The 25384-nt window shown below is 64.7% G+C and carries 27 protein-coding genes; 22 read left to right on the top strand and 5 right to left on the bottom strand.

Going from position 1 to position 25384, the window contains the following annotated elements:
- Positions 1-218 precede the first annotated feature (218 nt).
- From AC1ROK_RS07895 to AC1ROK_RS07850, 10 genes are all read left to right on the top strand, one after another.
- Entirely contained in the window at positions 219-1112 is an 894-nt protein-coding gene (locus AC1ROK_RS07895) for a carbohydrate ABC transporter permease (RefSeq protein WP_492846375.1), read from the top strand.
- 2 nt (positions 1113-1114) lie between these two features.
- Positions 1115-2071, top strand: coding sequence for a carbohydrate ABC transporter permease (locus tag AC1ROK_RS07890; protein WP_492845539.1), 957 nt, complete (start codon positions 1115-1117; stop codon positions 2069-2071).
- On the top strand, positions 2068-2313 hold the full coding sequence (locus AC1ROK_RS07885) for a hypothetical protein (protein WP_492845537.1): 246 nt from the start codon (positions 2068-2070) through the stop codon (positions 2311-2313). Before AC1ROK_RS07890 ends, AC1ROK_RS07885 begins: the two co-directional genes overlap by 4 nt.
- Positions 2306-3412 carry an ABC transporter ATP-binding protein gene (locus AC1ROK_RS07880; protein ID WP_492845535.1) on the top strand — a complete coding sequence of 369 codons (1107 nt, stop codon included), beginning with the start codon at positions 2306-2308 and terminating at the stop codon, positions 3410-3412. Before AC1ROK_RS07885 ends, AC1ROK_RS07880 begins: the two co-directional genes overlap by 8 nt.
- A 1-nt stretch (position 3413) precedes the next feature.
- The gene (locus tag AC1ROK_RS07875) at positions 3414-4484 is read left to right on the top strand and encodes an ABC transporter ATP-binding protein (RefSeq protein WP_492845533.1); all 1071 of its coding nucleotides are present in this window, start codon (positions 3414-3416) and stop codon (positions 4482-4484) included.
- 76 nt (positions 4485-4560) lie between these two features.
- Positions 4561-5610: a TIM barrel protein gene (locus tag AC1ROK_RS07870; protein WP_492845531.1), complete on the top strand. Its 1050-nt coding sequence runs from the start codon at positions 4561-4563 to the stop codon at positions 5608-5610.
- A 156-nt stretch (positions 5611-5766) separates the two neighbouring features.
- A complete protein-coding gene (locus AC1ROK_RS07865) occupies positions 5767-6900 on the top strand; it encodes a Gfo/Idh/MocA family protein (protein WP_492845529.1) in 1134 nt (377 codons plus the stop codon).
- A 203-nt stretch (positions 6901-7103) separates the two neighbouring features.
- Positions 7104-7955, top strand: coding sequence for a sugar phosphate isomerase/epimerase family protein (locus AC1ROK_RS07860; protein ID WP_492845527.1), 852 nt, complete (start codon positions 7104-7106; stop codon positions 7953-7955).
- Between the two features lie 96 nt (positions 7956-8051).
- Positions 8052-8315: a hypothetical protein gene (locus AC1ROK_RS07855; RefSeq protein ID WP_492845525.1), complete on the top strand. Its 264-nt coding sequence runs from the start codon at positions 8052-8054 to the stop codon at positions 8313-8315.
- A gap of 82 nt (positions 8316-8397) precedes the next feature.
- On the top strand, positions 8398-9411 hold the full coding sequence (locus tag AC1ROK_RS07850) for a lactonase family protein (RefSeq protein ID WP_492845523.1): 1014 nt from the start codon (positions 8398-8400) through the stop codon (positions 9409-9411).
- Positions 9412-9626: 215 nt separating this feature from the next.
- Here AC1ROK_RS07850 and AC1ROK_RS07845 read toward each other — a convergent pair whose 3' ends face one another.
- Together AC1ROK_RS07845 and AC1ROK_RS07840 are read right to left on the bottom strand one after the other, a co-directional pair.
- Entirely contained in the window at positions 9627-10832 is a 1206-nt protein-coding gene (locus AC1ROK_RS07845) for an MFS transporter (RefSeq protein ID WP_055887913.1), read from the bottom strand.
- A 324-nt stretch (positions 10833-11156) separates the two neighbouring features.
- Positions 11157-12155, bottom strand: coding sequence for an NAD-dependent epimerase/dehydratase family protein (locus AC1ROK_RS07840; protein ID WP_492845521.1), 999 nt, complete (start codon positions 12153-12155; stop codon positions 11157-11159).
- Positions 12156-12337: 182 nt separating this feature from the next.
- Between AC1ROK_RS07840 and AC1ROK_RS07835 the strand changes: the two genes are divergently transcribed.
- From AC1ROK_RS07835 to AC1ROK_RS07820, 4 genes are all read left to right on the top strand, one after another.
- A complete protein-coding gene (locus tag AC1ROK_RS07835) occupies positions 12338-12697 on the top strand; it encodes a GntR family transcriptional regulator (protein WP_291312157.1) in 360 nt (119 codons plus the stop codon).
- On the top strand, positions 12690-13574 hold the full coding sequence (locus AC1ROK_RS07830) for an ABC transporter ATP-binding protein (protein WP_492845518.1): 885 nt from the start codon (positions 12690-12692) through the stop codon (positions 13572-13574). Before AC1ROK_RS07835 ends, AC1ROK_RS07830 begins: the two co-directional genes overlap by 8 nt.
- The gene (locus AC1ROK_RS07825; protein WP_492845516.1) at positions 13571-14455 is read left to right on the top strand and encodes a hypothetical protein; all 885 of its coding nucleotides are present in this window, start codon (positions 13571-13573) and stop codon (positions 14453-14455) included. The genes AC1ROK_RS07830 and AC1ROK_RS07825 overlap by 4 nt, the downstream gene beginning before the upstream one ends.
- Positions 14456-14745: 290 nt before the next feature.
- Positions 14746-15663 (top strand): VOC family protein, encoded by a 918-nt coding sequence (locus AC1ROK_RS07820; protein ID WP_492845514.1) that lies wholly within the window; start codon positions 14746-14748, stop codon positions 15661-15663.
- Between the two features lie 56 nt (positions 15664-15719).
- On the opposite strand, the gene AC1ROK_RS07815 is transcribed toward AC1ROK_RS07820, so the two are convergent.
- Positions 15720-16745: a threonine aldolase family protein gene (locus tag AC1ROK_RS07815; RefSeq protein WP_492845512.1), complete on the bottom strand. Its 1026-nt coding sequence runs from the start codon at positions 16743-16745 to the stop codon at positions 15720-15722.
- A gap of 94 nt (positions 16746-16839) precedes the next feature.
- Between AC1ROK_RS07815 and AC1ROK_RS07810 the strand changes: the two genes are divergently transcribed.
- Positions 16840-17841 (top strand): zinc-binding alcohol dehydrogenase family protein, encoded by a 1002-nt coding sequence (locus tag AC1ROK_RS07810; protein WP_492845510.1) that lies wholly within the window; start codon positions 16840-16842, stop codon positions 17839-17841.
- Positions 17842-17897: 56 nt separating this feature from the next.
- Here the strand turns inward: AC1ROK_RS07810 and AC1ROK_RS07805 are convergent, their stop codons facing one another.
- The gene (locus AC1ROK_RS07805; protein ID WP_055887892.1) at positions 17898-18110 is read right to left on the bottom strand and encodes a hypothetical protein; all 213 of its coding nucleotides are present in this window, start codon (positions 18108-18110) and stop codon (positions 17898-17900) included.
- Between the two features lie 150 nt (positions 18111-18260).
- On the opposite strand from AC1ROK_RS07805, the gene AC1ROK_RS07800 reads away from it, so the two are divergent.
- The 6 genes from AC1ROK_RS07800 (at position 18261) to AC1ROK_RS07775 (ending at position 22751) form a co-directional block, all read left to right on the top strand.
- A complete protein-coding gene (locus tag AC1ROK_RS07800; protein ID WP_492845507.1) occupies positions 18261-18803 on the top strand; it encodes a DUF924 family protein in 543 nt (180 codons plus the stop codon).
- Between the two features lie 135 nt (positions 18804-18938).
- Positions 18939-19295, top strand: coding sequence for a hypothetical protein (locus AC1ROK_RS07795; protein ID WP_492845505.1), 357 nt, complete (start codon positions 18939-18941; stop codon positions 19293-19295).
- 250 nt (positions 19296-19545) lie between these two features.
- On the top strand, positions 19546-20169 hold the full coding sequence (locus AC1ROK_RS07790) for a LysE family translocator (protein ID WP_492845503.1): 624 nt from the start codon (positions 19546-19548) through the stop codon (positions 20167-20169).
- Positions 20170-20192: 23 nt separating this feature from the next.
- Entirely contained in the window at positions 20193-20813 is a 621-nt protein-coding gene (locus tag AC1ROK_RS07785; RefSeq protein WP_492845502.1) for an RNA ligase family protein, read from the top strand.
- A 59-nt stretch (positions 20814-20872) separates the two neighbouring features.
- On the top strand, positions 20873-21220 hold the full coding sequence (locus AC1ROK_RS07780; RefSeq protein WP_492845499.1) for a DUF2200 domain-containing protein: 348 nt from the start codon (positions 20873-20875) through the stop codon (positions 21218-21220).
- Positions 21221-21515: 295 nt separating this feature from the next.
- A complete protein-coding gene (locus AC1ROK_RS07775) occupies positions 21516-22751 on the top strand; it encodes a TCR/Tet family MFS transporter (RefSeq protein ID WP_492845497.1) in 1236 nt (411 codons plus the stop codon).
- On the opposite strand, the gene AC1ROK_RS07770 is transcribed toward AC1ROK_RS07775, so the two are convergent.
- The gene (locus AC1ROK_RS07770) at positions 22748-23665 is read right to left on the bottom strand and encodes a sugar kinase (RefSeq protein ID WP_492845495.1); all 918 of its coding nucleotides are present in this window, start codon (positions 23663-23665) and stop codon (positions 22748-22750) included. The two genes, AC1ROK_RS07775 and AC1ROK_RS07770, sit on opposite strands and share 4 nt — an antisense overlap.
- A gap of 184 nt (positions 23666-23849) precedes the next feature.
- Here AC1ROK_RS07770 and AC1ROK_RS07765 point away from each other — a divergent pair, with 184 nt between their 5' ends.
- Positions 23850-25313, top strand: coding sequence for a mannitol dehydrogenase family protein (locus tag AC1ROK_RS07765; protein ID WP_492846373.1), 1464 nt, complete (start codon positions 23850-23852; stop codon positions 25311-25313).
- The last annotated feature ends 71 nt before the right edge of the window (positions 25314-25384 follow it).

Here is a 25384-nt window from a genome sequence, read left to right as displayed (position 1 = left end):
ATTTGCCCGGGGAGCTTCGGCTCCCCGGGATCCGCAACCAGAACGGGATGGAGCCTTCACCACCGGGTCATTCCCGCGAAAGCGGGAACCTCCGTTTCGGGACGATCAGCGCCCACCAGAACAGAGTTTCCCGCTCTCGCGGGAATGATCCGGCGGAGATGGCGGCAACGAGCCGGTGGCAGAGCACACCGTCAGGGGAAGGGCCTACCTTGAACAACATGATCACCACGCTCGATCCGCATTCGCGGGCCGCCTACCGCGGCTGGAGCGACATCACGATACGCAACCTGTTCGTGATCCCGACGATCCTGTTCCTGATCGTCTTCAACATTTTTCCGCTGCTCTATTCGCTCGGCTACTCGTTCACCGATTTCCGTGCGTCGACCAAGGACCCGGTCAATTTCGTCGGCCTCAAGAACTACATGGATCTGCTCAGCGATCCCAACATCTGGTCCAATTTCACTATCACCGCGCAGTACGTGATCGTTTCGGTCTCGGGCCAGGTGATCGTCGGGTTCGGCCTGGCGCTGCTGCTCAACCGGAGCTTTCCGCTCAAGGGCCTCATCACCACGTTGCTGCTGCTGCCGATGATGCTCTCGATGGCGGTGGTCGGCCTGTTCTGGAAGCTGCTCTACGACCCCAACTTTGGCATTATCAACTACTCGCTGGGCCTGGGTAAGCTCGAGTGGCTCGGCGACCCCAACATTGCCCTCTATGCGGTCGCCCTCACCGATATCTGGATGTGGTCGCCCTTCGTCATGCTGCTGTCGCTGGCCGGGTTGTCGGCCGTGCCCAAGCACCTCTACGAGGCGGCATCGATCGATCGCGCCAGCCGGCTCTACACCTTCTTCCGCATCACCCTGCCGCTGGTCGCACCGATCCTGCTGATCGCCATCATCTTCCGCACCATGGAGGCCTTCAAGACCTTCGACCTGGCCTACGTGATGTCGGGTCAGCCGACCACCGAGGTGGTGTCGATCCGGCTCTACAAGATGGCGTTCCAGGAGTGGCAGACCGGCAAGAGCTGCGCCCTCGCCTACATCGTGCTGATCATGGTGCTCTGCATCACCAACGTCTACGTCAAGTATCTCAACAAGGCGAAGGAACGCTAGCGATGGCCGTCGTCTCCTCACGCGGTCAACGCGTCGGCAACCTTCTCGCCATTGCGGCGGTGATCGTCGTCACCTTCATCATGCTGGCGCCGATCTACTGGATCGTGTCGACCTCGTTCAAGCCGCGCAATCTTGCCACCACCAACCCGCCGACCATTCTGTTCGAGCCCGAGGTGTCGCCCTTCGTGAAGCTCTTCACCAAGCGCGTGCAGCTCAAGCCCAAGGAAGTCGTCGACTATGAAAACGCGCCGTGGTTCGAGCGGCTGGTCTTCGACGGCGGCGAACGCATCACCCGTTCGGGCAAGGGCGAGATTCAGCTCTCGGGCTATCCGGATCGCTTCATCAACTCGCTCATCGTCGCCGTCACCTCGACGCTGCTAGCCGTCTCGATGGGCACCATCACCGCCTACGGTTTCTCGCGTTTCAAGGTGAAGGGCGAGGCGGACCTGCTGTTCTTCGTGCTCTCGACCCGAATGTTGCCGCCCATCGTCGTCGCCATTCCGATGTTCCTGATGTACCGCGCGGCCGGGCTCAACGATTCACACCTGGGCCTGATCATTCTCTACACCGCCTTCAACGTCTCGTTCGCGGTGTGGTTGATGAAGGGCTTCATCGACGAAATTCCCAAGGAGTACGAGGAGGCCGCGCTGGTCGACGGCTACACCCGCATCCAGGCCTTCTTCAAGATCGTGCTGCCCGAAGCGGCGACCGGCATCGCCGCCACTGCCGTGTTCTGCTTCATCACGGCGTGGAACGAGTATGCCTTCGCGCTGATCATGACCAACCGGCGCGCCCAGACCGCGCCGCCCTTCATCCCCAGTCAGATCGGCGCGGGCCTGCCTGACTGGACGGTGATCGCCGCCGGCACGTTCCTGTTCCTGCTGCCGGTCGCCATCTTCACCTTCCTCCTGCGCAACCACCTGCTGCGCGGCATGAGCTTCGGAGCGATCCGCAAATGAACCTGCGCGTGTTCAACCAGAAGTTCCTCGAGCCCGGCTCGATGACCCTGATGATCCTCGGCATCATCTTCCTCTGCCAGCCGTGGATCGAGGTGCTGCACCAGTACTCGGTGACCATCATGCTGATCGGGCTGATCGGCTTCAATGTCGCCGTCCACATCCCGGCGCCGGAGAAGCAGGTGATCGACGAGGACGATACCGGCCCGCTCTCTGCCGGCATGCATGGGGGCACCCATGGCTGAGATCGAACTCAGGCACATCGACAAGCATTTCGGTCTTGTCCACGTCATCAAGGACGTGAACCTGACGGTGAAGGACAAGGAGTTCGTCGTCTTCCTCGGCCCCTCCGGCTGCGGCAAGACGACGACGCTGCGCGCCATTGCCGGCCTCGAGGAAATCGACAGTGGCGATATCCTGCTCGACGGCAAGCCGATCCAGGGCCTTCGCGCCGCCGATCGCGACATCGCCTTCGTGTTCCAGAACTACGCGCTCTACCCGCATTTTACCGTCTACGAGAACCTCGCCTTTCCGCTGCGCGCCGTCGGCACCGCCAAGGATGTGGTCGATCGCACTGTGCGCTCGGTCGGCAAGTCGCTCGGCATCCTGCACTTGCTCAACGCCCGTCCATCGGCGCTGTCCGGCGGCGACATGCAGCGCGTCGCCATCGGCCGCGCTTTGGTGCGCCGCCCCAAGGCGCTGCTGCTCGACGAGCCGATCGGCTCGCTCGATGCCAAGCTCCGCGAAACCATGCGCATCGAACTGAAGCGCCTGCATTTCGAGAACGGCTCGACCTCGATCTACGTCACCCACGACCAGGTCGAGGCCATGTCGCTCGCCGACCGCATCGTGGTGATGAACGATGGCGTGCTGCAGCAGGTCGGCACCCCCTCCGAGGTCTATCTTTATCCGGCCAACCTGTTTGTCGCCCAGTTCATCGGCTCGCCGGTGATGAACATCGCCGCCACCAAGGTCAGCGAGGCCGACGGCGGCGCCCGCATCGCGCTTGATGACGCGAGCTTCGACCTGCCGCGTGAACTGCTTGGGATGCTCGAACAGAAGCAGGCTGCCTCCGACCTCTCCCTCGGCGTCCGCCCGGAGGGCGTCATCGTCAGCCGCGAGGACAAGCCGGGCTACCGTCCCGCCGAGGCGCACATCATCCAACCCTTCGGCGGCTTCGACATCATCGATCTGAAATTCGGCGAAAAAATCCTGCGCGCCCGCACCGCCTCCGGCTATGTCGACAAGCCCGGCGCCACCGTGTTCGCCCGGATCGACCCCGCTCAGGCGCATTTCTTCGATACCCGCTCGGGCGCCTCGCTCGGCATCCGGCTAGGCAACTGACATGGCCCGCATCCACCTCGAAAACATCACCAAATCCTTCGGCCCGCACGTCGCGGTCGATCGGCTCGATCTCGATGTCGCCGATGGCGAGTTCTTCGTGTTGCTCGGCCCCACCGGCGCCGGCAAGACCACGACGCTCAGGATGATCGCCGGGCTCGAAAAGCCCACCGAAGGGGCCATCCACATCAACCAGGTCAACGTCAACGCCTGGGGGCCGGCCGAGCGCGACGTGGCTCTGGTGCTGCAGCAATATTCGCTCTATCCGCGCCTCACCGTGCGCGACAACCTGGCCTTCCCGTTGCGCTCGCGCATCCGCAAGATGAGCGAAGCCGATATCGACAAGCGCATCGACTACGCCAGCAAAACCCTGCGCATTACCCACCTGCTCGATCGCAAGACCGACCGTCTCTCCGGCGGCGAGATGCAGCGCGTTTCCATCGGCCGGGCCATCGTGCGCGAACCGCAGGTCTTCCTGATGGACGAGCCGCTCTCGGCGCTCGACGCCAAGCTCCGCGAGTCGCTGCGCTCCGAGCTCAAGGACCTGCAGATGCGGCTCGGCGCCACCTTCATCTTCGTTACCCACGACCAGGTCGAGGCGATGACCATGGGGGATCGCATCGCGGTGCTCAACAAGGGCAAGATCGTTCAGGTCGGCACGCCGCGCGACGTCTACACCAACCCGCGCGACACGTTTGTCGCGAGCTTCGTCGGCTCGCCTGCCATCAACCTGTTGCCCGGCAGCCTCGCCGGCGATGTGGCGAGCGTCGCTCAGGCCTTTCAGATGCCCATCACCCGAAGTGCCGCGGTGGAAGGGCCGGTCACCTTCGGCATTCGGCCGGAAGACGTCGAGGTCGCCGCCGGCGCCCCGAACGAGGCGCGCATCCACGATGTCGAGAACCACGGCATCGAAAAGATCGTCACCCTGCGCGTCGGCGACAACCTGATGCGCGCTGCCGTCCCGGCCCGCGTCGAGGTCAAGGTCGAAGAAGCCGTGCGCTTCAGCTGGAACCCCGACAAGGTGATGCTGTTCGATGCCAAGACCGGCCTGAACCTCAGGGGGCAGGCAGCGTGATGATTTCGGCGTCCGGCTCGCACCAGCGCCGCGTTAAGAATTTCGACAAAGTAATAATCCCCAGGGGAGGGGGACCATGGCATCCAACAACTACCCGAAACTCCACAACGCCACCTGGCCCGGCGTGGTCGGCAAGGGCGCTCCCGGCGCTGAGCCGATCATCCCCCTCGATACGCTGCTGAAGCTCACGGCCAATGCTGAGGTCGATGGCCAGAAGTTCGACGGCGTCGATCTGTGGCTAGCCGACCCGCACATCTCGATCGATTCTTCCAAGGACGATGTGAAGCGCATGGCCGACCACATCGCGAGCTTTGGCCTCAAGGTCGGTTCGTTCGTGGCTCCGATCTGGGGCGGCGCCGGCGGCGGCTCCGCCATGGGCGATGCCGATGACGTCAAGCGCTTCCTTACCCAGGTCGAGAAGGCCTGCCGCATCGGCCAGCAGATGCGCGAGCTCGGCATCCGCCCCACCGGCGGTGTCCGCGTCGACAGCTCCACCGGCGTCGAAGCCTGGGACAAGGACCCCACGGGCAACACCAGGAAGATCGCCGATACCTTCCGCGAAGCCGGCCGTATCGCCCAGCATTATGGCGAGTACATCGTCGCCGAAGGTGAGATCTGCTGGGGCGGCATGCACTCCTGGCGCGAGAACGTGAAGCTGCTTGAGCTGGTCAATATGCCCGGTGTGGTTGGCTACCAGGCCGACATGGCGCACTCGATGCTGTTCGTTCTCGGCGCCAATGCCGAAAAGGACCGCATCTTGCCCACGGATTTCGAGTGGAGCGACAAGGCGGCGCTCGATGCCGCCTATCACAAGGTTGCCGACGCGCTCCGGCCCTGGACGCTGGATTTCCACGTTGCCCAGAACGACGGCACCACCTTCGGTTCCGGCGACCACGAAAAGACGGGGCGTCACTGCCAGATCGACGACCCCAATGGCCGGCTCGATGTGGTGAAACACGCCGGCTACTGGCTGCGCGACGACAAGGGCGAGCTGACCAGAAAGATGCGCCACATCTGCTGGGACGGCTGCATGTTCCCCAACGCTGTGATGGAGCAGCAGGAGACCTGGAACAAGATCCTCGGCGCCATGCTCAAAGTCCGCGAAGCCCACGGCTGGCGGGAATAGCCATCGTGGGGAAGAGGCGCTGCACTTTCCCCACCCACCGGGTCATCCCCGCGAAAGCGGGGACCTCCGTTTGCGATCTCTCGGCGTGCGCCCAAACAGAGGTTCCCGCTTGCGCGGGAATGACTCCGTGGGTAGCCGCGAACTAGGAACACTCCAATGACCAAACAACTCAATATCGGCATGGTCGGCTACGGCTTCATGGCCCGCTGCCACTCGCACGCCTGGGCCTCCGTCAGCCATTTCTTCGATACCGGCTATCATCCGGTGCTGAAGGCGGTGGCGGCGCGCAACGACAGCAAGGTGCGCCGCTTCGCCGAGCAGTGGGGTTATGAGAGCGTCGAGCACGACTGGCGCGCCCTGATCGAGCGTCGCGACATCGACGCCATCGACATCTGCGTGCCCAACGACCTGCACGCCGAGATCGCCATCGCGGCCGCCCAGGCCGGCAAGATGGTGCTGACCGAGAAGCCGCTGGCCCGCACCGCCGCCGAGGGGCAGCCGATGGTCGATGCGGTCGAGAAGGCCGGCGTTGCCAACCTCGTCTGGTACAATTATCGCCGCGTCCCCGCCGTCACGCTGATCAAGCAACTGGTCGACGAGGGCAAGCTCGGCCGCATCTTCCACTACCGCGCCAAGTTCCTGCAGGATTGGACCATTTCCCCCGATGTGCCGCAGGGCGGGCAGGGCACCTGGCGTCTCGATGTCGATGCCGCTGGCTCCGGCGTCACCGGCGACCTCCTTGCCCATTGCCTCGACAGTGCGCTGTGGATCAACGGCGATATCGCATCGCTCACCGCGATGACCGAGACCTTCGTCAAGGAGCGTACCCACGCCGACACCGGCAAGAAGCAGACCGTGGGCATCGACGACGCGGCGGCAGTGCTGACCCGCTTCAGCAACGGCGCGCTCGGCACCTTCGAATCCACCCGCTATGCCCGTGGCCACAAGGCCGCCTATACGCTCGAAATCAACGGCGAGAAGGGCTCGCTCGCCTGGGACCTGCACGACATGAACCGCGTGCAGTGGTTCGATCATTCGACCGAGGGGCGGCTGCGCGGCTGGACCAACATCCTCGTCACCGACGGCGACCACCCCTATCTCGGCAAATGGTGGGTCCCAGGCCTGGTCATCGGCTTCGAGCACAGCTTTACCCACACCGCAGCCGATTTCCTCGAGGGGCTGAAGACTGGCAAACCGGCAGCGCCGACATTCAGGGATGCGCTGGCGACCAACAAGCTCTGTGACGCCATCATCAGCTCGGGCAAGTCGGGCAGCTGGGTGAACTTGTAGCCGGGGTGCCACAACCCCTCATCCGGCGCTACGCGCCACCTTCGGGCGAGGGCTGCGCCCTCGTCCCGCGACCCCGACGGGGAGAAGAACCCGGAGGGCGCGGCGATCACCTCTTTTCCTCTCCCCGTCGGGGAGAGGGTGGCTCGGCCGAAGGCCGAGGCGGGTGAGGGGTTGAGCCACCTACTTTCAATCGTGAGAACACCATGAAACTCGGCTTCAATCTCCTGCTCTGGACCACCCACGTCACCGACGAACACTGGCCGATCATCGAGCGCCTCAAGGCGGTGGGCTATGACGGCGTCGAGGTTCCGATGTTCGAAGGGACGCCCGATCATTACGAAAAGCTCGGTCGCCGGCTCCGAGATATCGGTCTCGGCGCCACCGGCATCGGCGTCATGCCCGGCGGTGGCAAATCCGCCGTCTCCCCCGATCTGGCCGAGCGCGCCGGTGCCCTCAGCCACCTGCAATGGCTCACCGATTGCACCGCCGCGCTCGGCGGCACCCTTGCCGCCGGCCCGTTCCACCAGCCGCTCGGCGAGTTCACCGGCCGCGGCGCCACCCCTGACGAGAAGTCCCGGGTCCGCGACATCCACAAGCAGGCGGCGCAATACGCGGCGAAGCAGGGCGTCGCCCTCTCGGTCGAGCCACTCAACCGCTTCGAGTGCTACTTCCTCAACTCGGCGGCCCAGGCCGCTGAGCTGGTGAGGGCGGTCGACGAGCCGAACTACGGCTATCTCTACGATACCTTCCACTTCAACATCGAAGAGAACTCGATCACGTCAGTGATCCCGGCCACCATCAACCAAATCAACCACGTCCACATTTCCGAGAACAATCGCGGCGTTCCCGGCGCCGGGCACATCGATTTCCAGTCGGTGTTCAACGCTCTGAAGCGGGCTGGTTACGACGGCTGGATGACCATCGAAGCCTTCGGCTCCGCGCTGCCGGATCTCGCCGCCGCCACCAAGATCTGGCGTCCGCTGTTCACCTCGGAAGCCGAGGTCTACGAGAAGGGCTTCAAGCTGATGCGAGAGGGCTGGGACCGGGCGCGCTGATCGCCTGAACGCGCCGTTCAGCGCCACGACATCGGCCGAGGCGCACCCTCAAGCCCGACGCGCAACCCGCGCGGGCTCCAATGAGGGACATCGATCATGAAAACGCTTCTTGTTCTTGTTGCTGTACTTGGGCTCACCACCGCTGTCGGTGCTACCGACAATGTCTACCAGACCTCGAAGACCCTGAGCCTCGGCCAGTATGGCGCCAACTGCGCCAGCATAGGCGGCACCTATGAGTCGCACGACGACAATACCGGGACCTGTTCGAAATCGGGTGGCTACAACATCACCTGCTCGCGCGACGAAGGCATCACCACTTGCGTCGGCTACGACCCGAAACAACCCAAGGCGCCGCAATAGATTTCGGCCGGCGAGTCTCGTAAGAAGCTTGCCGTGAACGCGGCGCTCCCCGTCCCGCGGCGAGCGCGAGGAGGAGTGCCGCGTGACCAAGATTGAGCTGCTGTCCGGATCCTATACCGGCCCCAATGGCGAAGGCCTGAAGCTGCTGAGCTTCGACACCACCAGCGGCGACATCGAGCTGGTCCGCAGTTTTCCCGGCACGCCTGACGTCTCGTGGATTGCCTTCGCGCCCACGACGCGCACTGTCTACGTCACCGACGAAATGGCCGAGAAGGCAGGCGCCTTCACGCTGGCCGGCGACAACAGCACGGTCACTGCGCTCGGCTACCAGTCGACCGGCGCCAAATACCCCTGCTATCTCCGCATCAGCCCCAAGGGCACCAAGCTCGCTGTCGCCAATTACGGCGACGACTCGACCCCGGTGTTTTCGATCGATGCCGCGACGGGTGCGCTCAAGGCCGACCCCACCGTACTGCGCAGCGCCCACGCCCACGACAAGGGCCACGCCCACTGGACCCAGTGGTCGCCCGAGGCGGACCGGCTCTACGTGGTCGATCTGGGGCACGATGAAGTGCGCAGCGTCCGCTACGAGGCCGGCAGTTTCGTCGGCGGCCCGGAGACGGCGTTCGCGACGCCCAAGGGCGCCGGTCCGCGCCACCTGGCGTTCCACCCCAACGGCAAGTTCGCCTACCTGTTCACCGAATATGCCGAGACGGTCACCGCGCTCGCCCGCGAGCCGGGCGGCAAGCTCACCGAGCTCAACACCCTCTCGGCACTTCCCGACGACTTCAAGGGCACCTCGACCGGCGCCCACATCCAGATCAATGCCGCCGGCACCGTGGTCTATGTCAGCAACCGCGGCCACAACTCGCTCACCGCCTTCGCCATCGCCGCCGATGGCACGATCAGCCTCAAGCAGAACATCGATTGCGGCGGCAACTGGCCCCGCTTCTTCCTCCTGCTGGATAAGCACCTGATCGTCGCCAACCAGGAAAGCGAAGACCTCGTGGTCTTCGACGTTGCCACCGACGGCACGCTGAGGCCCACCGGCAAGCTGTTCAAGCTGCAGAAGCCGGTGGCGTTGCTACAGATCTGATCGTATCTCTCAGTCGTCATCTCCCCCTTGGCGGGGGAGAAAGTGAAAACTTGGGCTTAGCGCAGCTAAGTCCTTAGTTTTCGCCAGAGAGGGGGTGCGGAGCCATCGTGCCCGCCTCGATCCCCTCTCTGGCGATTTCTAAGGCTTAGCGAAGGGCTAAGCCCAAGAAATCGCTTTCTCTCCCGCAAGGGGAGAGATGAAGGAAGAACGTGCCCTCACCGCACCTTGTGCTGCATCTCGGGCAGGAACACCGTCAGCAGCCCGGCCAGCGGCATGAACGAGCAGAGCCAGAACACGTACTGGATGCCGGTCACGTCGGCCAGCGCGCCGAGCGCGGCAGCGGCGATACCGCCGGCGCCGAAGGCGAAGCCGAAGAAGATCCCGGCGATCATCCCGACCCGGCCCGGCAGCAGCTCCTGCGCAAACACCACGATGGCCGAGAACGCCGACGAGAAGATCAGCCCGATCAGCACCGTCAGGATCACCGTCCAGGTGAGGTCGGCATAGGGCAGGGCCAGGGTGAACGGCAGCACGCCGAGGATCGAGAACCAGATCACGAACTTGGCGCCGAAGCGGTCGCCGATCGGCCCGCCCAGGAACACGCCAACCGCCGAAGCGCCGAGATAGACGAACAGCAACAGCTGCGCGTCCTGCACGCCGACCTGGAACTTGTCGATCAGGAAGAACGTGTAGTAGCTCGAGAGGCCCGCCATGTAGGCGTTCTTGGTCAGCGTCAGCACCGTCAGCACGGTGAGCGCAATGGCGGTGGTGCGCTTGTCGAACAAGAGCGCCGTGCTCACTGGCGCCTTGCCGGCATTGGCCTTGCGGTGTGCCGCGTACCACATGCCGACGCGGGTCAGGATGAAGATGCCGACCAGTGAGCCCGCCGCGAACCAGGCAACGCTCGATTGGCCGCGCGGCAACACGATGAACGCCGCCAGCAGCGGTCCGATCGCCGAGCCGACATTGCCGCCCACCTGGAACAGCGATTGCGCGAGGCCGTGCCGCCCGCCTGAAGCCAGCCGCGCCACCCGCGAACTCTCAGGATGGAAGATCGCCGAGCCCAGCCCGACGAAGGCCGAACCGACGAGCAGCAGCCAGTAGCTCTGCGCGAACCCCAGGATCAGCAGCCCGATCAGGCTCGACGCCATACCCACCGGCAGCGAGAAGGGCAGGGGGCGTTTGTCGGTATACATGCCGATGGCCGGCTGCAGCAGCGACGCCGTGCACTGGAAGGTCAGCGTCAGCAGCCCGATCTGCACATAGTCGAGCCCATAGCTCTCCTTGAGGATCGGGTAGATCGCCGACAACAGCGATTGCATGGTGTCGTTGATCAGGTGGCAGACCGACACCGCGATGATGATCGAGAGCGTGGTCTTGCTGGCGATCGAAGTCGCCGGTGCCGAAGCTGTGGCCGTCAATTTGGGAATCCAGGAATGCAGGATGGTCGGCGGGTGCCGATCAGAAACGAATACTTGTCCCTAACATGTCAGTCGACCCGAGTCGTTAGCACTCAAGCGATTTTCCGTTCGGTTGGGTGACTGTTGTAACCAGCACTCTCCACACCCACGGGGTCACCCCGGCGAAGGCCGGGGCCCATCCTGAGGTGGTGCGGGTCAAGCGCTGGAGCCGGAACATCTCAGGATGGATCCCGGCCTGCGTCGGGATGACACCGGTGGAGTTGGCGCGATCGACGACACTACCCGGGACCGCGGGGGCCACAGTCACTGGACACTGCGGCAAGCCTAAACGCCCCGCCACCCCCTGAACCATTCGCCGAACGCACGCACCCCATCCTCCACTTCCGTCTGCGGCACCTCATCCACCAGTGCTCGCAGCAGGCCTACGTCTGCCGCTGTCTCCGTCACATCCCCCGGCTGCATGGGCAGCAGCTCTTTCTTCGCCTCGCGTCCCATCGCCCTCTCGATCGCCGTGACGAACCGCATCAGCTCCACTGGCCGGCCACCGGCGATGTTCACCACCCGCCAGGGGGCGACCGGCGAGAGCGAGTCAACCGCCGACACCGGTTGCCCTTGCACCGGCGCAACCCCGATCAGCCGATCGATCGCCGTCACCACGTCATCGACATAGGTGAAATCCCGCCGCATCCGGCCTTCGCCATAGATGCTGATCGGCTCGCCTGCAGCGATTGCCTCGGAGAACCGGAACAGCGCCATGTCCGGCCGCCCCCACGGTCCGTAGACCGTGAAGAAGCGCAGGCAGGTCGTTGGGACCTCGAACAGATGCGCGTAGGAATGGCTCATCGCCTCCGTCGCTTTCTTGGTCGCCGCGTAGAGCGACACCGGCCGGTCGGTCAAATCCGTCTCGCGCGACGGCTGACCCCTTGCCATGCCGTAGACCGAGCTCGACGAGGCGATCAGCAGGTGCTTGAGCGGCGTTCGGCGCGCCGCTTCGAGGATGGCGAGCGTCCCCGTCACATTGCTGTCGGTATAGCTGAACGGCGCCTCGAGGCTGTAGCGTACCCCTGCCTGTGCCGCGAGGTGCACCACTACCTCCGGCGCCTCGGAGAACGCCGCATCGATCGCCGCCGCGTCCTCCAGCCGCCCGATCACCGCGCGAAACCTGCTATTGGCCTCGAGCATAGCGTGTCGCTGCGCCTTGAGCCGGACGTCGTAATAGGGGGTCAGCGCGTCGAGGCCGATCACTTCGTGCCCTGCCGCCAGCAGCCGCTGGCTCAGGTGAAAGCCGATAAATCCGGCACTGCCGGTTACCAGAATGCGCACCCCGTCCCCCCTGAAGCCGCTGTCACACAAGGCGTTTCCTGCTGCGGCGCTGTCGAAACTACGCGCTCTCGTTCGACAATGCCAAGACCACCAGTAGCGCCTCCGAACCTGCCCCTTGAAGAATCTACTTGCGCCTCCGATTTGGTGTGCTACATAACTAGCACACTACCAAGGCATCACGCATGAGCCAGTTCAACGACAGCCAGCCGATCTTCGTACAGATCGGCGAAAGGATTGCCGACATGATCCTGAGCAAGACCACCAAGGAGGGGGAGGCGCTTCCTTCGGTGCGCCAGATCTCCGCCGACCTCTCGGTCAATCCTCTGACCGTCACCCGCGCCTACCAGTCGCTCGTCGATATCGGTGTCGTCGAGTCGCGCCGCGGCATGGGCATGTTCGTGGCCGAAGGCGGCCACCAGCGCCTGCTCGCCCACGAGCGCCAGAAATTTCTGACCGAGGAGTGGCCGCGCGTCATGGCGCGCCTCGCCGCCCTCGATCTCGATCCCACACAGTTGTTGAAGCAAGGCGGTAAAGATGAATGATCTGGCTCAAACCACAGCTGCTCCGATCGTCTCGGCGCGTGGCCTCAAGAAGCACTTCGGCCGCACCGAAATCCTCCACGGGCTCGATTTCGACATCCCCGCCGGCCGCATCTACGGCCTCGTCGGCCACAACGGCGCTGGCAAGACCACCACGCTGAACGCGCTGCTCGGCCTCACCTCCTACGAAGGCACCGTGCGTGTCCTCGGCGAGGATCCGTACCAGAAGCGCGCTTCGCTGATGAAGAACGTCGCCTTCATCTCCGATGTCGCGAGCCTGCCGCGGTTTTTGCGGGTGCGTGAGCTGTTCGCGCTGCTCACCAACATCCACCCCAACTTCGATCAGGCGAAGGCCCGCGGTTTCCTCGAGGGCACCGACGTCAAGATGGACGCCCGGATCAAGAACCTGAGTAAGGGCATGATCGCCCAACTCCACCTCGCGGTGGTGATGGCGATCGATGCCAAGCTCCTGGTGCTCGACGAGCCGACGCTCGGCCTCGACATCACCTATCGCAAGCGCTTCTACCGGCGTCTGCTCGAGGACTACATGACCGAGGAGCGCACCCTGCTGATCACCACCCACCAGGTGGATGAGATCGAGTTCATGCTCTCTGACATCATGTTCATTCGTGATGGTGAGCTGATCCTCCACATGCAGATGGAGACGGTCTCCTCGAAGTTCAGCCAGGTGCTGGTTCGCCCCGATCAGGTCGCCGCCGCCACGGCGCTCGGCCCGATCTACAGCGAAACCCGCTTCGGCCAGACCGCCATGGTCTTCGACGGCGTCGATCGCGACCAGCTCGCCCAGTTCGGCGACGTCACCACTCCCACTCTCAGCGACCTGTTCGTCGCCCTCATGCAGCGCGGTCCCGCCAAATGAAGTCTCTCGTTGCCCTTATCAAGCGCGAGTATCTCGAGCATCGGGGTGCGTTCCTCTACGCCCCCGGCGTGATCCTCGGCATCATGACGCTGGTGCTGGTGTTCGGCATCGCCTCGAACCGTTTCCAGATGCACCAGGAAATCGGCGTCCCCTCGGCGCTGAAGTTCTTCGAGTTCGGATTCCTCGCGGTGGCGGCGCTCTGGTCCATGTATCTGCTGGCGGCGCTGTTCTTCTACTACGCCAACGCCTTCAGCGCTGATCGGCGGAACAACGCCATGTTGTTCTGGAAGTCGATGCCGGTCACCGATTTCAAGGTGCTGGCCTCCAAGTCGCTCGCCGGCATGACCATCTTCCCGGCGCTGATCTTTGGCGCGTACCTGATCACCGGCGTTCTCATCTACGTGGTCACCATGATCACCGCGATGATGCTGCCGCGCCTCGGCGTCCCCGGGATCTTCGAGTTTCTCTCCTCGGGTTTCCAGATCGCCGCCTTCGCGCTCGTCTGCCTCGTGACGGCGTTGCTCTGGTATGCCCCGTTCTTCGCCTGGGTCGGCGCGCTGTCGACCGTATTCCGCCGCTGGTCGATCCCGCTCGCCTTCCTCATCCCCGGGCTGATCGGGCTCGCCGAGAACCTGATCTTCAACGATACGGGGCCGCGCGCCGGCTACTTCCTCAACTACCTCAACGAGCGGCTGAAGTTCGGCGCCGACAACCTGCACCTCGAACGCGAGATATTCGCCGATGCCCAGTTCAACGCCACGGCGATGATCCCGCGCTTCCTTGCCACGGTCGACTGGGCGCAACTCGTCGGCGGACTGATCGCCGCCGCCCTGCTGGTCTACGCCGCCAGCGAATACCGCCGCCGCATCGTCGCCACCTGACCTCGGCGCCGTCGGCTGCAGTACGGCCACCACTCCCTCCCCACCATCCATCCCCAAACGGGGATGGGGGTGGTGGTCGTTTTCCGCACCGGCCGTGCAGTGATCCTCCCCCGCGTGGCGGGGCCACCCGTAGCGTGGTGGGCGGCCGCACCATCGGTGTAGCCAATCCACCTGACAACTGCCTCATTCACGCATATCTGTATCGACTGTCCGCCTTCGCGACACCATTGGCTTGCCCCTCGGCCTCCGCCATATCAGGGTCAACACAACGCCCGTCGCGAGACCCCATCATGATCACAGTCGAATCCCAGGCCGCGGTCCGCTCCGCCCCGACGCTGCCGCTCACCACCCATCTCGGCGCTGTCCGTATCGGCGTCACCGATCGCGACAAGGCGCTTGCCGTCTGGCGCGATGTCGTCGGTCTCGAGCTCATTTCCGAGGATGCCGAAGCGCTGCACCTGGGCGCCGGCGGCCGCGAGCTGATCACTCTCGAGCTCGGCGCCACCAGCCCTTTCCCCGATCGCTCGCTCGGCCTCTACCACGTCGCCGTGCACGTCCCGACCCGCAAGGCGCTGGCCGAAATGGTGGTGCGGGCCCTGATGCGCCGCGTCCGCATTTCGCCCACCGATCACCTCGTCTCCGAGGCGATCTACCTGTGGGACTACGACAATAACGGCATCGAGATCACCTTCGAGACGCCGTGGCGCGGTACCATCGGCGACGGCGAGGACGGGTTCTACGTCAAGACCGTCGATGGCTCGCCGCATTCCGGTCGCGAGGCCATCGATGTCGATGACCTGCTCGCCGAACTCGACGACGTCAACGCCGTGCCGGCGCTGATGCCCGAGGGCACCCGCATCGGCCACATCCACCTGCATGTGAACGATCTCGAGCAGGCCATGCGCTACTATCGCGACGGCCTCGGCTTCGGCGGCCTGTTCATCATGCGCCGCTTCGGCATGGGCGACCTTGGCCTCGACTACCCGCCGCACACCATCGCCTTCAACATCTGGTCCGGCCCGAACGCCGCCCAGGCGCCGAAAGGTTCGGCAGGCCTGCGCTGGTTCCACGTCGTGGTGCCGGATCAGGCGACGCTGGACGCCGTGAAGGCCAGGCTGACTGCAATTGGCGCGGGCCACGCGGAAACGAATGAGGGGATCGAAACGCGCGATCCGGCCGGCAACCTGGTGAAGGTGGTGGTGGGCTAGATGTCGCCGCAGCGCATCTCCCCCGCCAAGGGGAGAGATGACCGAGAGGCCGGTGGTCAGAGCGCTGCCAAGAACCTGTCCACGTCCGCCTCGGTCGTCACCCAGCTCGTCACCAACCGCACCAGCGTCTCGTCCGCCGCGAGCCCGTTACTTGGCCACTCATGCGCCGCGCCGCCTGCTGCGCGCACTCGCGCCAGTGCTGCCTTCGAAATCACCGCGAACACCTCGTTCGCCGTGTTTTCCCAGCCAAGCCGCGCCACCCTGCTGGCCCGGATCCCGGCGCGCAGCCGATCCGACATGGCGTTGGCATGCCCGGCCCGACGCAGCCAGTTGCCATCCTCGAGGTACCCCTCGAACTGCGCCGCAACGAACCGCGCCTTGGAGAACGTGTGTCCGGCCCGCTGCCGCCGTGCCTCGAAATCCCCGAGCAGTCCCGGGGTAAACACCACGATCGCCTCTGCCGCCCAGCAGCCGTTCTTGGTGGCCCCGAACGACAGGAAATCTACCCCGGCCTTCCAGGTCAGCTCGGCCGGCGTCACGCCCAGCGCCGCCACCGCATTGCCGAACCGCGCTCCATCCATGTGCACTTTGAGCCCGCCGGCGCGCGCCATCGCTGAGAGCTCAGCCACCTGCGCCACCGAATACACGGTGCCCCATTCCGTCGCATTGGTGAGGCTCAGCGCCACCGGCACGCTGCGCCCACCGGGCGAGTGCTTGCCGAGCGCCGTCGCGAACGCTCCCGCATCGATCAATCCGAGCGGGCTCTGCACCGGCGCCAGCTTCATGCCGCCCGACTGGAACTCCGTCGCGCCGCTTTCGTCGGTGTGCACATGCGCATCCTCACCGCAGAACACCACGCCGCCCGGCCGGCTCAGCGCCGCGAGACCAAGCGAGTTCGACGCCGTCCCTGTCGCCGTGAACCACACCTCCACTTCGCGCTCGAACAGCGCCGAAAAGCGCTCCGTCACGCCGAGGCTCAGCGGGTCCCCGCCATAGGCCGGCGAGTATCCGTCATTGTGCCGCGCCAGAGCCGCCATCACCTCAGGTGTCGCCCCGGCCCAGTTATCGCTCGCAAAATTCACGCTGAAATACCCCACTAAAGACGCGGGGTTTGTAGCCTGCCGGGTGCTTGTGGTGAAGCCACGCCCCGCTATGATCTCTCCAATAGGAGACCCCATGCGAGCCATATCCTGCACCGCGCCCGAGCAGCTGGCGCTGATCGACATCGACCGTCCCGAGCTGAAGCCCGGCTGGGTTCGCGTTGCCATCCGCCACATCGGCATCTGCGGTACCGACTACCACATCTTCGAGGGCAACTTTCCCTACTTCGAGTACCCGCGCGTCATCGGCCACGAACTGAGCGGCGTCGTGGTCGACCCGAACGGCGAAGCCTTCGCCGCCGGCGATCCAGTGGTGATCAACCCCTACCTCAACTGCGGCCATTGCCCGGCCTGCCTCGAAGGCCGCGCCAATTGCTGCGAGACCCTGAAGGTGATCGGCGTCCATGCGCCGGGCGGTATGGCCGAAGAGATTGTCATGCCATCAGGCAACCTCTACAAGGCCGATGGCCTGAGCCTGCGCGATGCGGCCATGGTCGAGTTCCTCGCCATCGGCGCTCACGCCATCCGCCGCACCGCCGAGCTGAAGCCCGGCTCGCGCGCCCTGGTGGTCGGGTCCGGTCCGATCGGGCTCGGCGTCGCTTTCTTCGCCAAAATCGCCGGAGCCGATGTCACCGTCATCGATGCCGCCCCGGACAAGATCGAAGCCACCCGCGCCCTCGGCTTTCGCACCTTCTCGCCGGCCGATCTCGAGGGCAGCGAATTCACGCGCATCAAGTCGACCGGCTTCGACGCGGTGTTCGATTCCACCGGCTCGATCAAGGCGATGAACGCCTCGCTGTTCCATCCCCGCAATGGCGGCAGCTACACCCTGGTCGGCGTCATCAAGGGCGATCTGGTGTTCCCCGATTCAGAAGTGCACCGGCGCGAACTCACCATCCGCGCTTCGCGCAACGCCATCCGCGCCGATTTCGAGCACGTCATGGACTCGATCCGCCAGGGCAAGGTCCCCACCGACAAGCTCGCCACCCACGCCACCACGTTGGACCGCGTGCCCCAGGATATGCCGGTCTGGGCCCATGACCGCACCGGTGTCATCAAGGCGATTGTGACCGTGTAGGGGGCAGGGGAGGTACAGTCGGCGCCTCCTCCCTCGAGGGAGGAGGTGGCGGGCGACTAGGCCTTCCAGCCGACTGCCTTGGGCGTCACGTCGAGCTCGATCTCTTCCATCCCGAGCAGCCGCGCCACCACCTCGGGCGGGTCCTTCACCACGTGCACGCCCGACACCGTATCGATCTTGGTGTCGCGCAACCCCTTCACCACCGCCACCACATGCTCGGGGTTGACGTAAATGATGCCGTCGGGCGTATCGAGCTTCACGAGCCGCATGGAAATCTCCTCAGTGCTGCCCCACATAACCCAGCGCCGTGCGGCCGGTGACATCATGCCCCGCCCATGGACAATGAACCGTGAACCTCTTTCGTCACCTCCCGATATGCGGGAGGCAGGGAGGGGTCGTCTGTCGAAGGTGCGCAGCTCATGACCTCCCCCGATGAAATCCTGAACTTCTGGTTCGTCGAGCATGGCGAGCCGGACTGGTTCGGCGGTAAGCCCGAGTTCGACGCGCTGCTCGCCGCGCGCTTCAGCGAAACTTATGCTGCCGTCGCCCGTGGCGAGGCCGCCTGGTGGCGCGCCACCCCGTCGGGTCGGCTTGCCGAGATCATTGTGCTCGATCAGTTCTGCCGCCAGTTGCACCGCAAGCGCCCCGAGGCCTTTGCCTCCGATGCCATGGCGCTGCGCCTCGCACAGGAGGCGGTTGCCGCCGGCGACGACATGCGGGTCGAGCCACGGCGCCGGATGTTCTTCTATATGCCCTACATGCATTCGGAGGACCTCGCGGTGCACGACGAGGCCGTTCGGCTGTTTACCGCGCTCGGCGACGAGGACACGCTCAAGTACGAGATCATGCATCGCGATTGCATTGCCCGCTTCGGCCGTTACCCCCGCCGCAACGCCGCCCTCGGCCGCACCTCCACTCCCGAGGAGATCGAGTACATCAACTCCGGCGACGGCATGTTCTGACGCGACGCAACTCACAAAGTCATAATACGACTTATGAATAACCACTGAACCGCTGGGTCCGCATTGGTTCAGCCGAACCCGACTAGTCCTCTCCCATCCGCAGGCAACCGAGCCTGCTTTCATGGAGTGGACAAAGTGTTCGCACGTCTCAACCGTTACGCCCGCCCGGCGGTCGCCGCTGTCGCCCTTTCGCTCGTTGCTGTTTCCTTCCAGCCCGCCATGGCCGGCGGGCTGCAGTCAAAACCGATCTACGAGGAGCACTACGACGACGACTACGATTGCCAGAGCGTCAAACAGGCGATCCGCTACCTCAAGAAGCGCAACTACAAGAACATCGAGAAGCTCGAGAAGGAAGCCGAGGAAGGCATCTACCTCTTCTCCGCCAAGAAGAAGAATTACGAGCACGAGTACGTCGCCTACTACATCACCTACGACGCCTGCGACCACGAAATCGTCAGCCGCACCCCGGTGAAGGAAGAGAAGATGCTGTAACGGCCGCTGGCCCTGAATTGCTCCCACTCGGACGTCGCCGGTCGGGTGGGAGCGGTTTTGGACGACGCCGTCCTTCTACCCACGGGCGTCATCCCCGCGCAGGCGGGGACCCAGTGGGATGCTTCAGCTTCCACCAGCGTTGCGAGATCCCACTGGTTTCCCGCCTGCGCGGGAATGACACCGAGTTCGCCCGCTTGACCCCGCAGCCAACTCCCGTTCAACTCGCTCGGGTCATCCGCGCGAGGCTCCCATGGACCATTTCCTGCCGCTTTTCGCCATTCTCGGCGCCCTGTTGCTTGGCGCCATCAGTCCGGGCCCGAGCTTCGTCTTCGTGGTTCGCACCGCGGTCGCCCAGTCGCGTACCGAGGGGCTCGCGGCTGCACTCGGCATGGGAGTCGGAGCCATGGTGTATGGCGCGCTCGCCGTGCTCGGGCTGCGCACCCTGATGCAGGACGGTGGCCTCCTGTTCACCGCCCTGAAAGTCGCCGGCGGGCTCTACCTCGTCTATCTCGCCTGGAAGATCTGGAGCCACGCCGCCGACCCGATCACAGTCGAGGCCGGCGTCGCTCCCGCCGCCAATCCGCGCAAGGCCTTCAGCTTCGGCCTTCTCACCCAGCTCTCCAATCCCAAGATCGTCGCTGTGTTCGGCGCGGTGTTCGCGGCGCTGCTGCCGGCCAACCCCGAGCCCTGGCTCTACTGGGCCCTGCCGCCGCTGATCTTCCTGCAGGAAACCCTGTGGTACAGCATCGTCGCCATCGCCTTCTCGGCGACGAAACCCCGCGCCATTTATCTCAGCGCCAAGCTCTGGGTCGATCGGGCCGCCGCCGCCTTCATCGGCATCCTTGGCATCCGCCTTATTGTCGAAGCCCGCTAGCGCCTCTGCCCAACCCGCAGCTCATGAAAAAGTACGGACGAACCTACCACCTGCCGATCTCGCCTGGGGCGACCAGCGACGACAAGGTCATGGCGAGTCTGGACGGGCTGATGGTCGGCGACCTCCTCGTCACCGAGAAGATGGATGGCGAGAACTCTACCATTCATCAGGGCGGTTCGCATGCTCGCAGTCCCGACAGCCGCTACCACCCGTCACGCGATTGGCTGAAGGCCTTCGCCGCCGGGATCAGCCCGCAGTTGGACGATGGCGAACGCATCATCGGCGAGAATCTCTACGCTCGACACGCCATCAGTTATGCGGAGCTGCCATCGTATTTCCTCGGTTTTGGGTGGATCGTCGGTGACGAAGTCCAGTCGTGGGATGCGACGCTGGCGCGGTTCGAGGAACTGGGTGTCGCGCCGGTGCCGACACTCTATCGAGGGCCGTACAAACCAGGCCTGTTCGAGGATCTCGCTGCAGCACTCGACCGTGCGAGGCAGGAGGGCTTTGTCGTCCGGGTCGCTGGCGCCTTCCCGGAACTCGAGATGCCCGTTCGCATGGGCAAGTATGTGCGGGCCGGCCATGTGCAGGACGAGGAGCACTGGATGAAGGCGGAACTCATCCCCAATCATCTGGTAAAGTGAGATCGGGCGCCGACCCGGCACCTGGCTGATCGTAGCGGCGGCATAGGCCCGAGGAACCCATGAACCAGCGCGTCTACTCGTACAGTATCGCCAAGGTCTATGCGCTCTACGTCGCCAAGGCGGAGAACAAGGGGCGCAGCAAGGCTGAAGTCGATGCGATCCTTCGCTGGCTGACCGGCCACACCCAGCAGTCGCTCGAAGCCGAGATGGCCAGGGGTGTCACGCTCGAAACCTTCTTCGCCTCGGCGCCGCAGCTCAACCCGGCGCGCTCGCTGATCACTGGCGTCGTCTGCGGCGTCCGAGTCGAGAACATCGAGGATCCCACCATGCGCGAGATCCGCTACATGGACAAACTCATCGACGAGCTCGCCAAGGGCAAGGCGCTGGAAAAGATCCTGAGGGCTTAGGTCGGGCCATTCTCGTCCCGCCGATCTCCCATTCTCTCATCGCACTTGCCCGCCTGTTGCGTCGGGCGTATCTGCAAAGCGTCGCGAAAAGCGACCGCCTCCCTTGATCCGCTCAGTGGCGGAGTAAACAGGTGGACGAATAGTCGTCCAGGTGGTCAAGCACACGCCAGTTCATGCCCCGCGCATGGCCTGGTCAGCGTCTCCCAGAACCCCAGTCGCCCGCTTTGTCGGGCATGATCGCGAAGCTGTCGTCGCCTGCGTGGCGCCCGCCTGCTTCGCGTGGAGCAAGCTTGCCATGCAGAGATCCCTCACCGTCATCTACACTGCCATTGTCCTCGATGCCGTCGGCATCGGCCTCATCTTCCCCATCCTCCCCTCGCTGCTCGCCGAGGTGACCGGCGCCGACAACGTCGCCGCCTATATCGGCATCATGACCGCGCTCTATGCCGTCATGCAGTTCGTCTTCGCGCCGATCCTCGGCGCCCTCAGCGATCGGCTCGGTCGCCGCCCGGTGCTGTTGATTTCGCTCGGCGGCGCGGCGATCAACTACCTGTTTCTCGCCTTCGCGCCGAACCTCTGGCTGCTGTTCATCGGTCGCGCCATTGCCGGGCTGACCAGCGCCAATGTCTCGGTTGCCACCGCCTACGTCACCGATATCTCACCTGAGGAAACCCGGGCCCGCCGCTTCGGCCTGCTCAATGCCATGTTCGGCATCGGCTTCATCATCGGCCCGGTGCTCGGCGGCGCGCTGGGTGACTACTGGCTGCGGCTACCCTTCATCGCCGCCGCCGTGCTGAACGGCGCCAACCTGCTGCTCGCGCTTCTCGTGCTGCCCGAGTCGCGTACCCCGAGCCGCGACAAGCTCGATCTCGGCGCGCTCAGTCCGCTCCGCTCGCTGCGCTGGGCCCTGTCGCTCAAAAGCCTGAGGCCGATGATCTTCATCTTCTTCGCCTTCGCCGCCACCGGCGAGGTTTACGGCACCTGCTGGGCCCTATGGGGTAGCGACACCTTCCAGTGGAACGGCTTGTGGATCGGCCTGTCGCTCGGCGCATTCGGCGTTTGCCAGACGTTGGCGCAGGCCTTCCTCCCCGGCCCCGCGGTAAGACTGCTCGGTGAGCGCGGCGCTATCCTTGGCGGCATTGCCGGCGCGTGCATTGCGCTCGTTGTCATGGCCTTCGCCACCCAGAGCTGGCTGATCTTCGCCATCATGCCGGTCTTCGCGCTAGGCGGCATCGGCGCCCCGGCGCTGCAGTCGCTCGCCACGCGGCAGGTCGACGAGAGCCAGCAGGGCCAGTTCCAGGGCGTCCTCGCCTCGGCGGTCAGCCTCGCCTCCATCTGCGCGCCGCTGCTGTTCTCGAGCCTCTATTTCGTCTTCCGCGACCACTGGCCCGGCGCCATCTGGCTTTCCGTCGTCGCCCTTTACGCCGTGCTGGTGCCGCTGGTCTTCAGCCTGCGGCTCAAGCCGGTCTCTCCGACGCCTGAAGCTCCCAGGAAAGCCGCGACCGGCAGGTCGGTGTCGGCGCGCCCCTAGACCCCCCGCACCAACTCCGGATCCACCAATGCGCCCTTGTGGCCGATCACCACGCCGGCCACCCGGTGGGCGCGCTCGGCCGCCTCGACCGGCGACAGGCCGCGAGCTCGGCCGCTGAGATAGCCGCCGTTGAATGAATCTCCGGCGCCGGTCGCATCGACGACCTTGTCGGCCGTCGGCGCCGGCACATACTGGCGCACCCCGTCGGCGGTGGCGACGAAGGCAGGCTTCGCACCGTCCTTTGCCACCACTTCCTGCGCCCCCAGCTTCAGGTAGCGCTCCGCCGTAGCCTCAGGCGAGGCATCGCCGAACAGCGGCGCTTCGTCGGTATGCGTCGGCAGCACGATGTCGGCGATCGCCGCCGCGGCCGTCAGCGTCGAGGCCATGATCTTCGGACTGGTCCATAGCGCCGGCCTCAGATTGGTGTCGAACACCACGGTCGCGCCGGCGTCGCGCGCCTTGACGATGGTGCGCATCAGCTTGCCGCGGGCTCGCGGCGCGAGGATCGCCATCGAAATTCCCGAGAAATACACCGTATCGGCACCCACCACCGCGGCCTCCAGTGCTTCGACATCATCGGCGAGAAGCTTGGCTGCCGATTGGCCGCGCCAATAGGTGAAGTGCCGGTCGCCCTTTTCCTGGTGGATCATGTAGAGCCCAGGGCGGCGGTTGGCGATCGTCTGTATCCGCTCGGTGCCGATCCCCGCTTTCTTGATGAATGCCCGCATCTCGGCCGAATACATGTCGTCGCCGAGCGCCGTCACATAGTCGACGTCCCAACCTTCCGGCAGCAGGGCCCGTGCGTACCAGGCGGTGTTCAGCGTGTCGCCCGCATAGCCGAGGCGGTACATGCCGCCTTCGCCGCCAGACATTTCGATCATGGCTTCGCCGATACTCACGAACCGTTTGGTCACGCCGTCTTTCCCCTCAACTGCCCAATGCTTATGCCGGGGATATTTTGCCCACGCAACCGCCTGGTATGGCAGTCCCCGACATGCTCCGTTATTGATGCACGTCGCCCACCTGATCCCACCCCGCGCCGCGTGGTGGGGAGGGCCGTCTGCCTACGGGAGGAACCGTCGCATGCCACGCCTGTCTATGTCCGAAATCCGTTCAGACGCCGTCCACACGCGCGGTATCCACGTGATGGATTACGACCGGTCGACGGTCACTCCGGGCATCGTCCACCTCGGCATCGGCGCCTTTCACCGCGCCCACATGGCCGCTTATGTCGACAGCCTGCTGGCCAACAACCCCAGTTGGGGCATTATCGGCGCCTCGCTTCGCCGGCCCGATACCCGCGACGCGCTGCAGCCGCAGGATTTCCTCTACACCCTCGCCATCCGCGATGCCTCGGGCACCAAACCGCGCATCATCGGCGCCATCCTCGATGTGCTCGATGCCAACACGCAGCGCGCCCAGCTCATTGAGACCATGGCGGATCCGGCGATCCGCATCGTCTCGCTGACCGTCACCGAGAAGGGCTATTGCCACGATCCCTCGACCAGCGAGCTCGACGAAAAGCACCCCGATATCGTCCACGACCTCGCTCATCCGGAGACGCCGATCAGCGCCCCCGGCATCATCGTCGCCGCGCTCGACCTCCGCCGGCAGCGCGGGCTCGTGCCCTTCACCGTGATGAGCTGCGACAATCTCCCGTCGAACGGCAGAACCGCCGGCCGCATCGTCCGCCGCTTCGCCGAGCTAAGAGGAGCAGGGACGAACCTGGCGGATTACGTTGGAACCGTGAGCTTTCCCTCGACCATGATCGATCGGATCGTGCCAGCCACCACCGACGCCGACCGCAGCATCGTCGCCGAGATCACCGGTCTTGAGGACGCCTGGCCGATCATGACCGAGCCCTTCACCCAGTGGGTGATCGAGGACGATTTTCCCGCCGGCCGACCGCCCTTCGAAACCGTCGGCGCCGAACTGGTCGAAGATGTCGAGCCGTTCGAGCTGATGAAGCTCAGGATGCTCAATGGCAGCCACTCGACCATGGCCTATCTCGGCTACCTCTCGGGCTATCAATACGTCAACGAAGCCATCGCCGATGCCGGCATCGCGAAGCTCATTCACGGGCTGATGACGGAGGAGGCGATGCCGACCCTGCCGATGGCGCGCGCCACGCTCGAGGCCTATCGCGACCAGCTGCTGGCCCGCTTCGCCAACCCGGCCCTCAAGCACCGCACCTGGCAGATCGCCATGGATGGCACACAGAAACTGCCGCAGCGCCTGCTCGGCACCATCCGCGACCGGCTCAAGGCGGCGCAGCCGTTCCCGCGGCTGGCGCTGGGCGTCGCGGCCTGGATGCGCTATGTCACCGGCATCGACGAAGCCGGCCAGCCCATCGATGTCAAAGACCCGTTGGCCGCGCGGTTGCGCGCGATCGCCGACGAGGCAGGACGTGATCCGGTGAAGCTGGCGGACGGCCTTCTCGCCGTGACCGAAGTCTTCGGCGCCGACCTGCCGCAGGTCGCAGTTTTTCGCGACACCGTCACCAATCACCTGAAATCGCTGCTGGAAAACGGCGCGAAGGAGGCGGTGCAGCGGCTGAGCTGATAGCGTCCGGCGAGGCGAACCCCGTTCGCAAGCATTGACGAGCGGCCGGCTTTGATGCCCTCTTCGCTCGG

This window comes from Devosia sp. GW821-FHT12F11 (assembly GCF_058806655.1).
The sequence above is the reverse complement of the archived record's forward strand: the minus strand, read 5'-3'. Positions and strand labels throughout refer to the sequence as shown.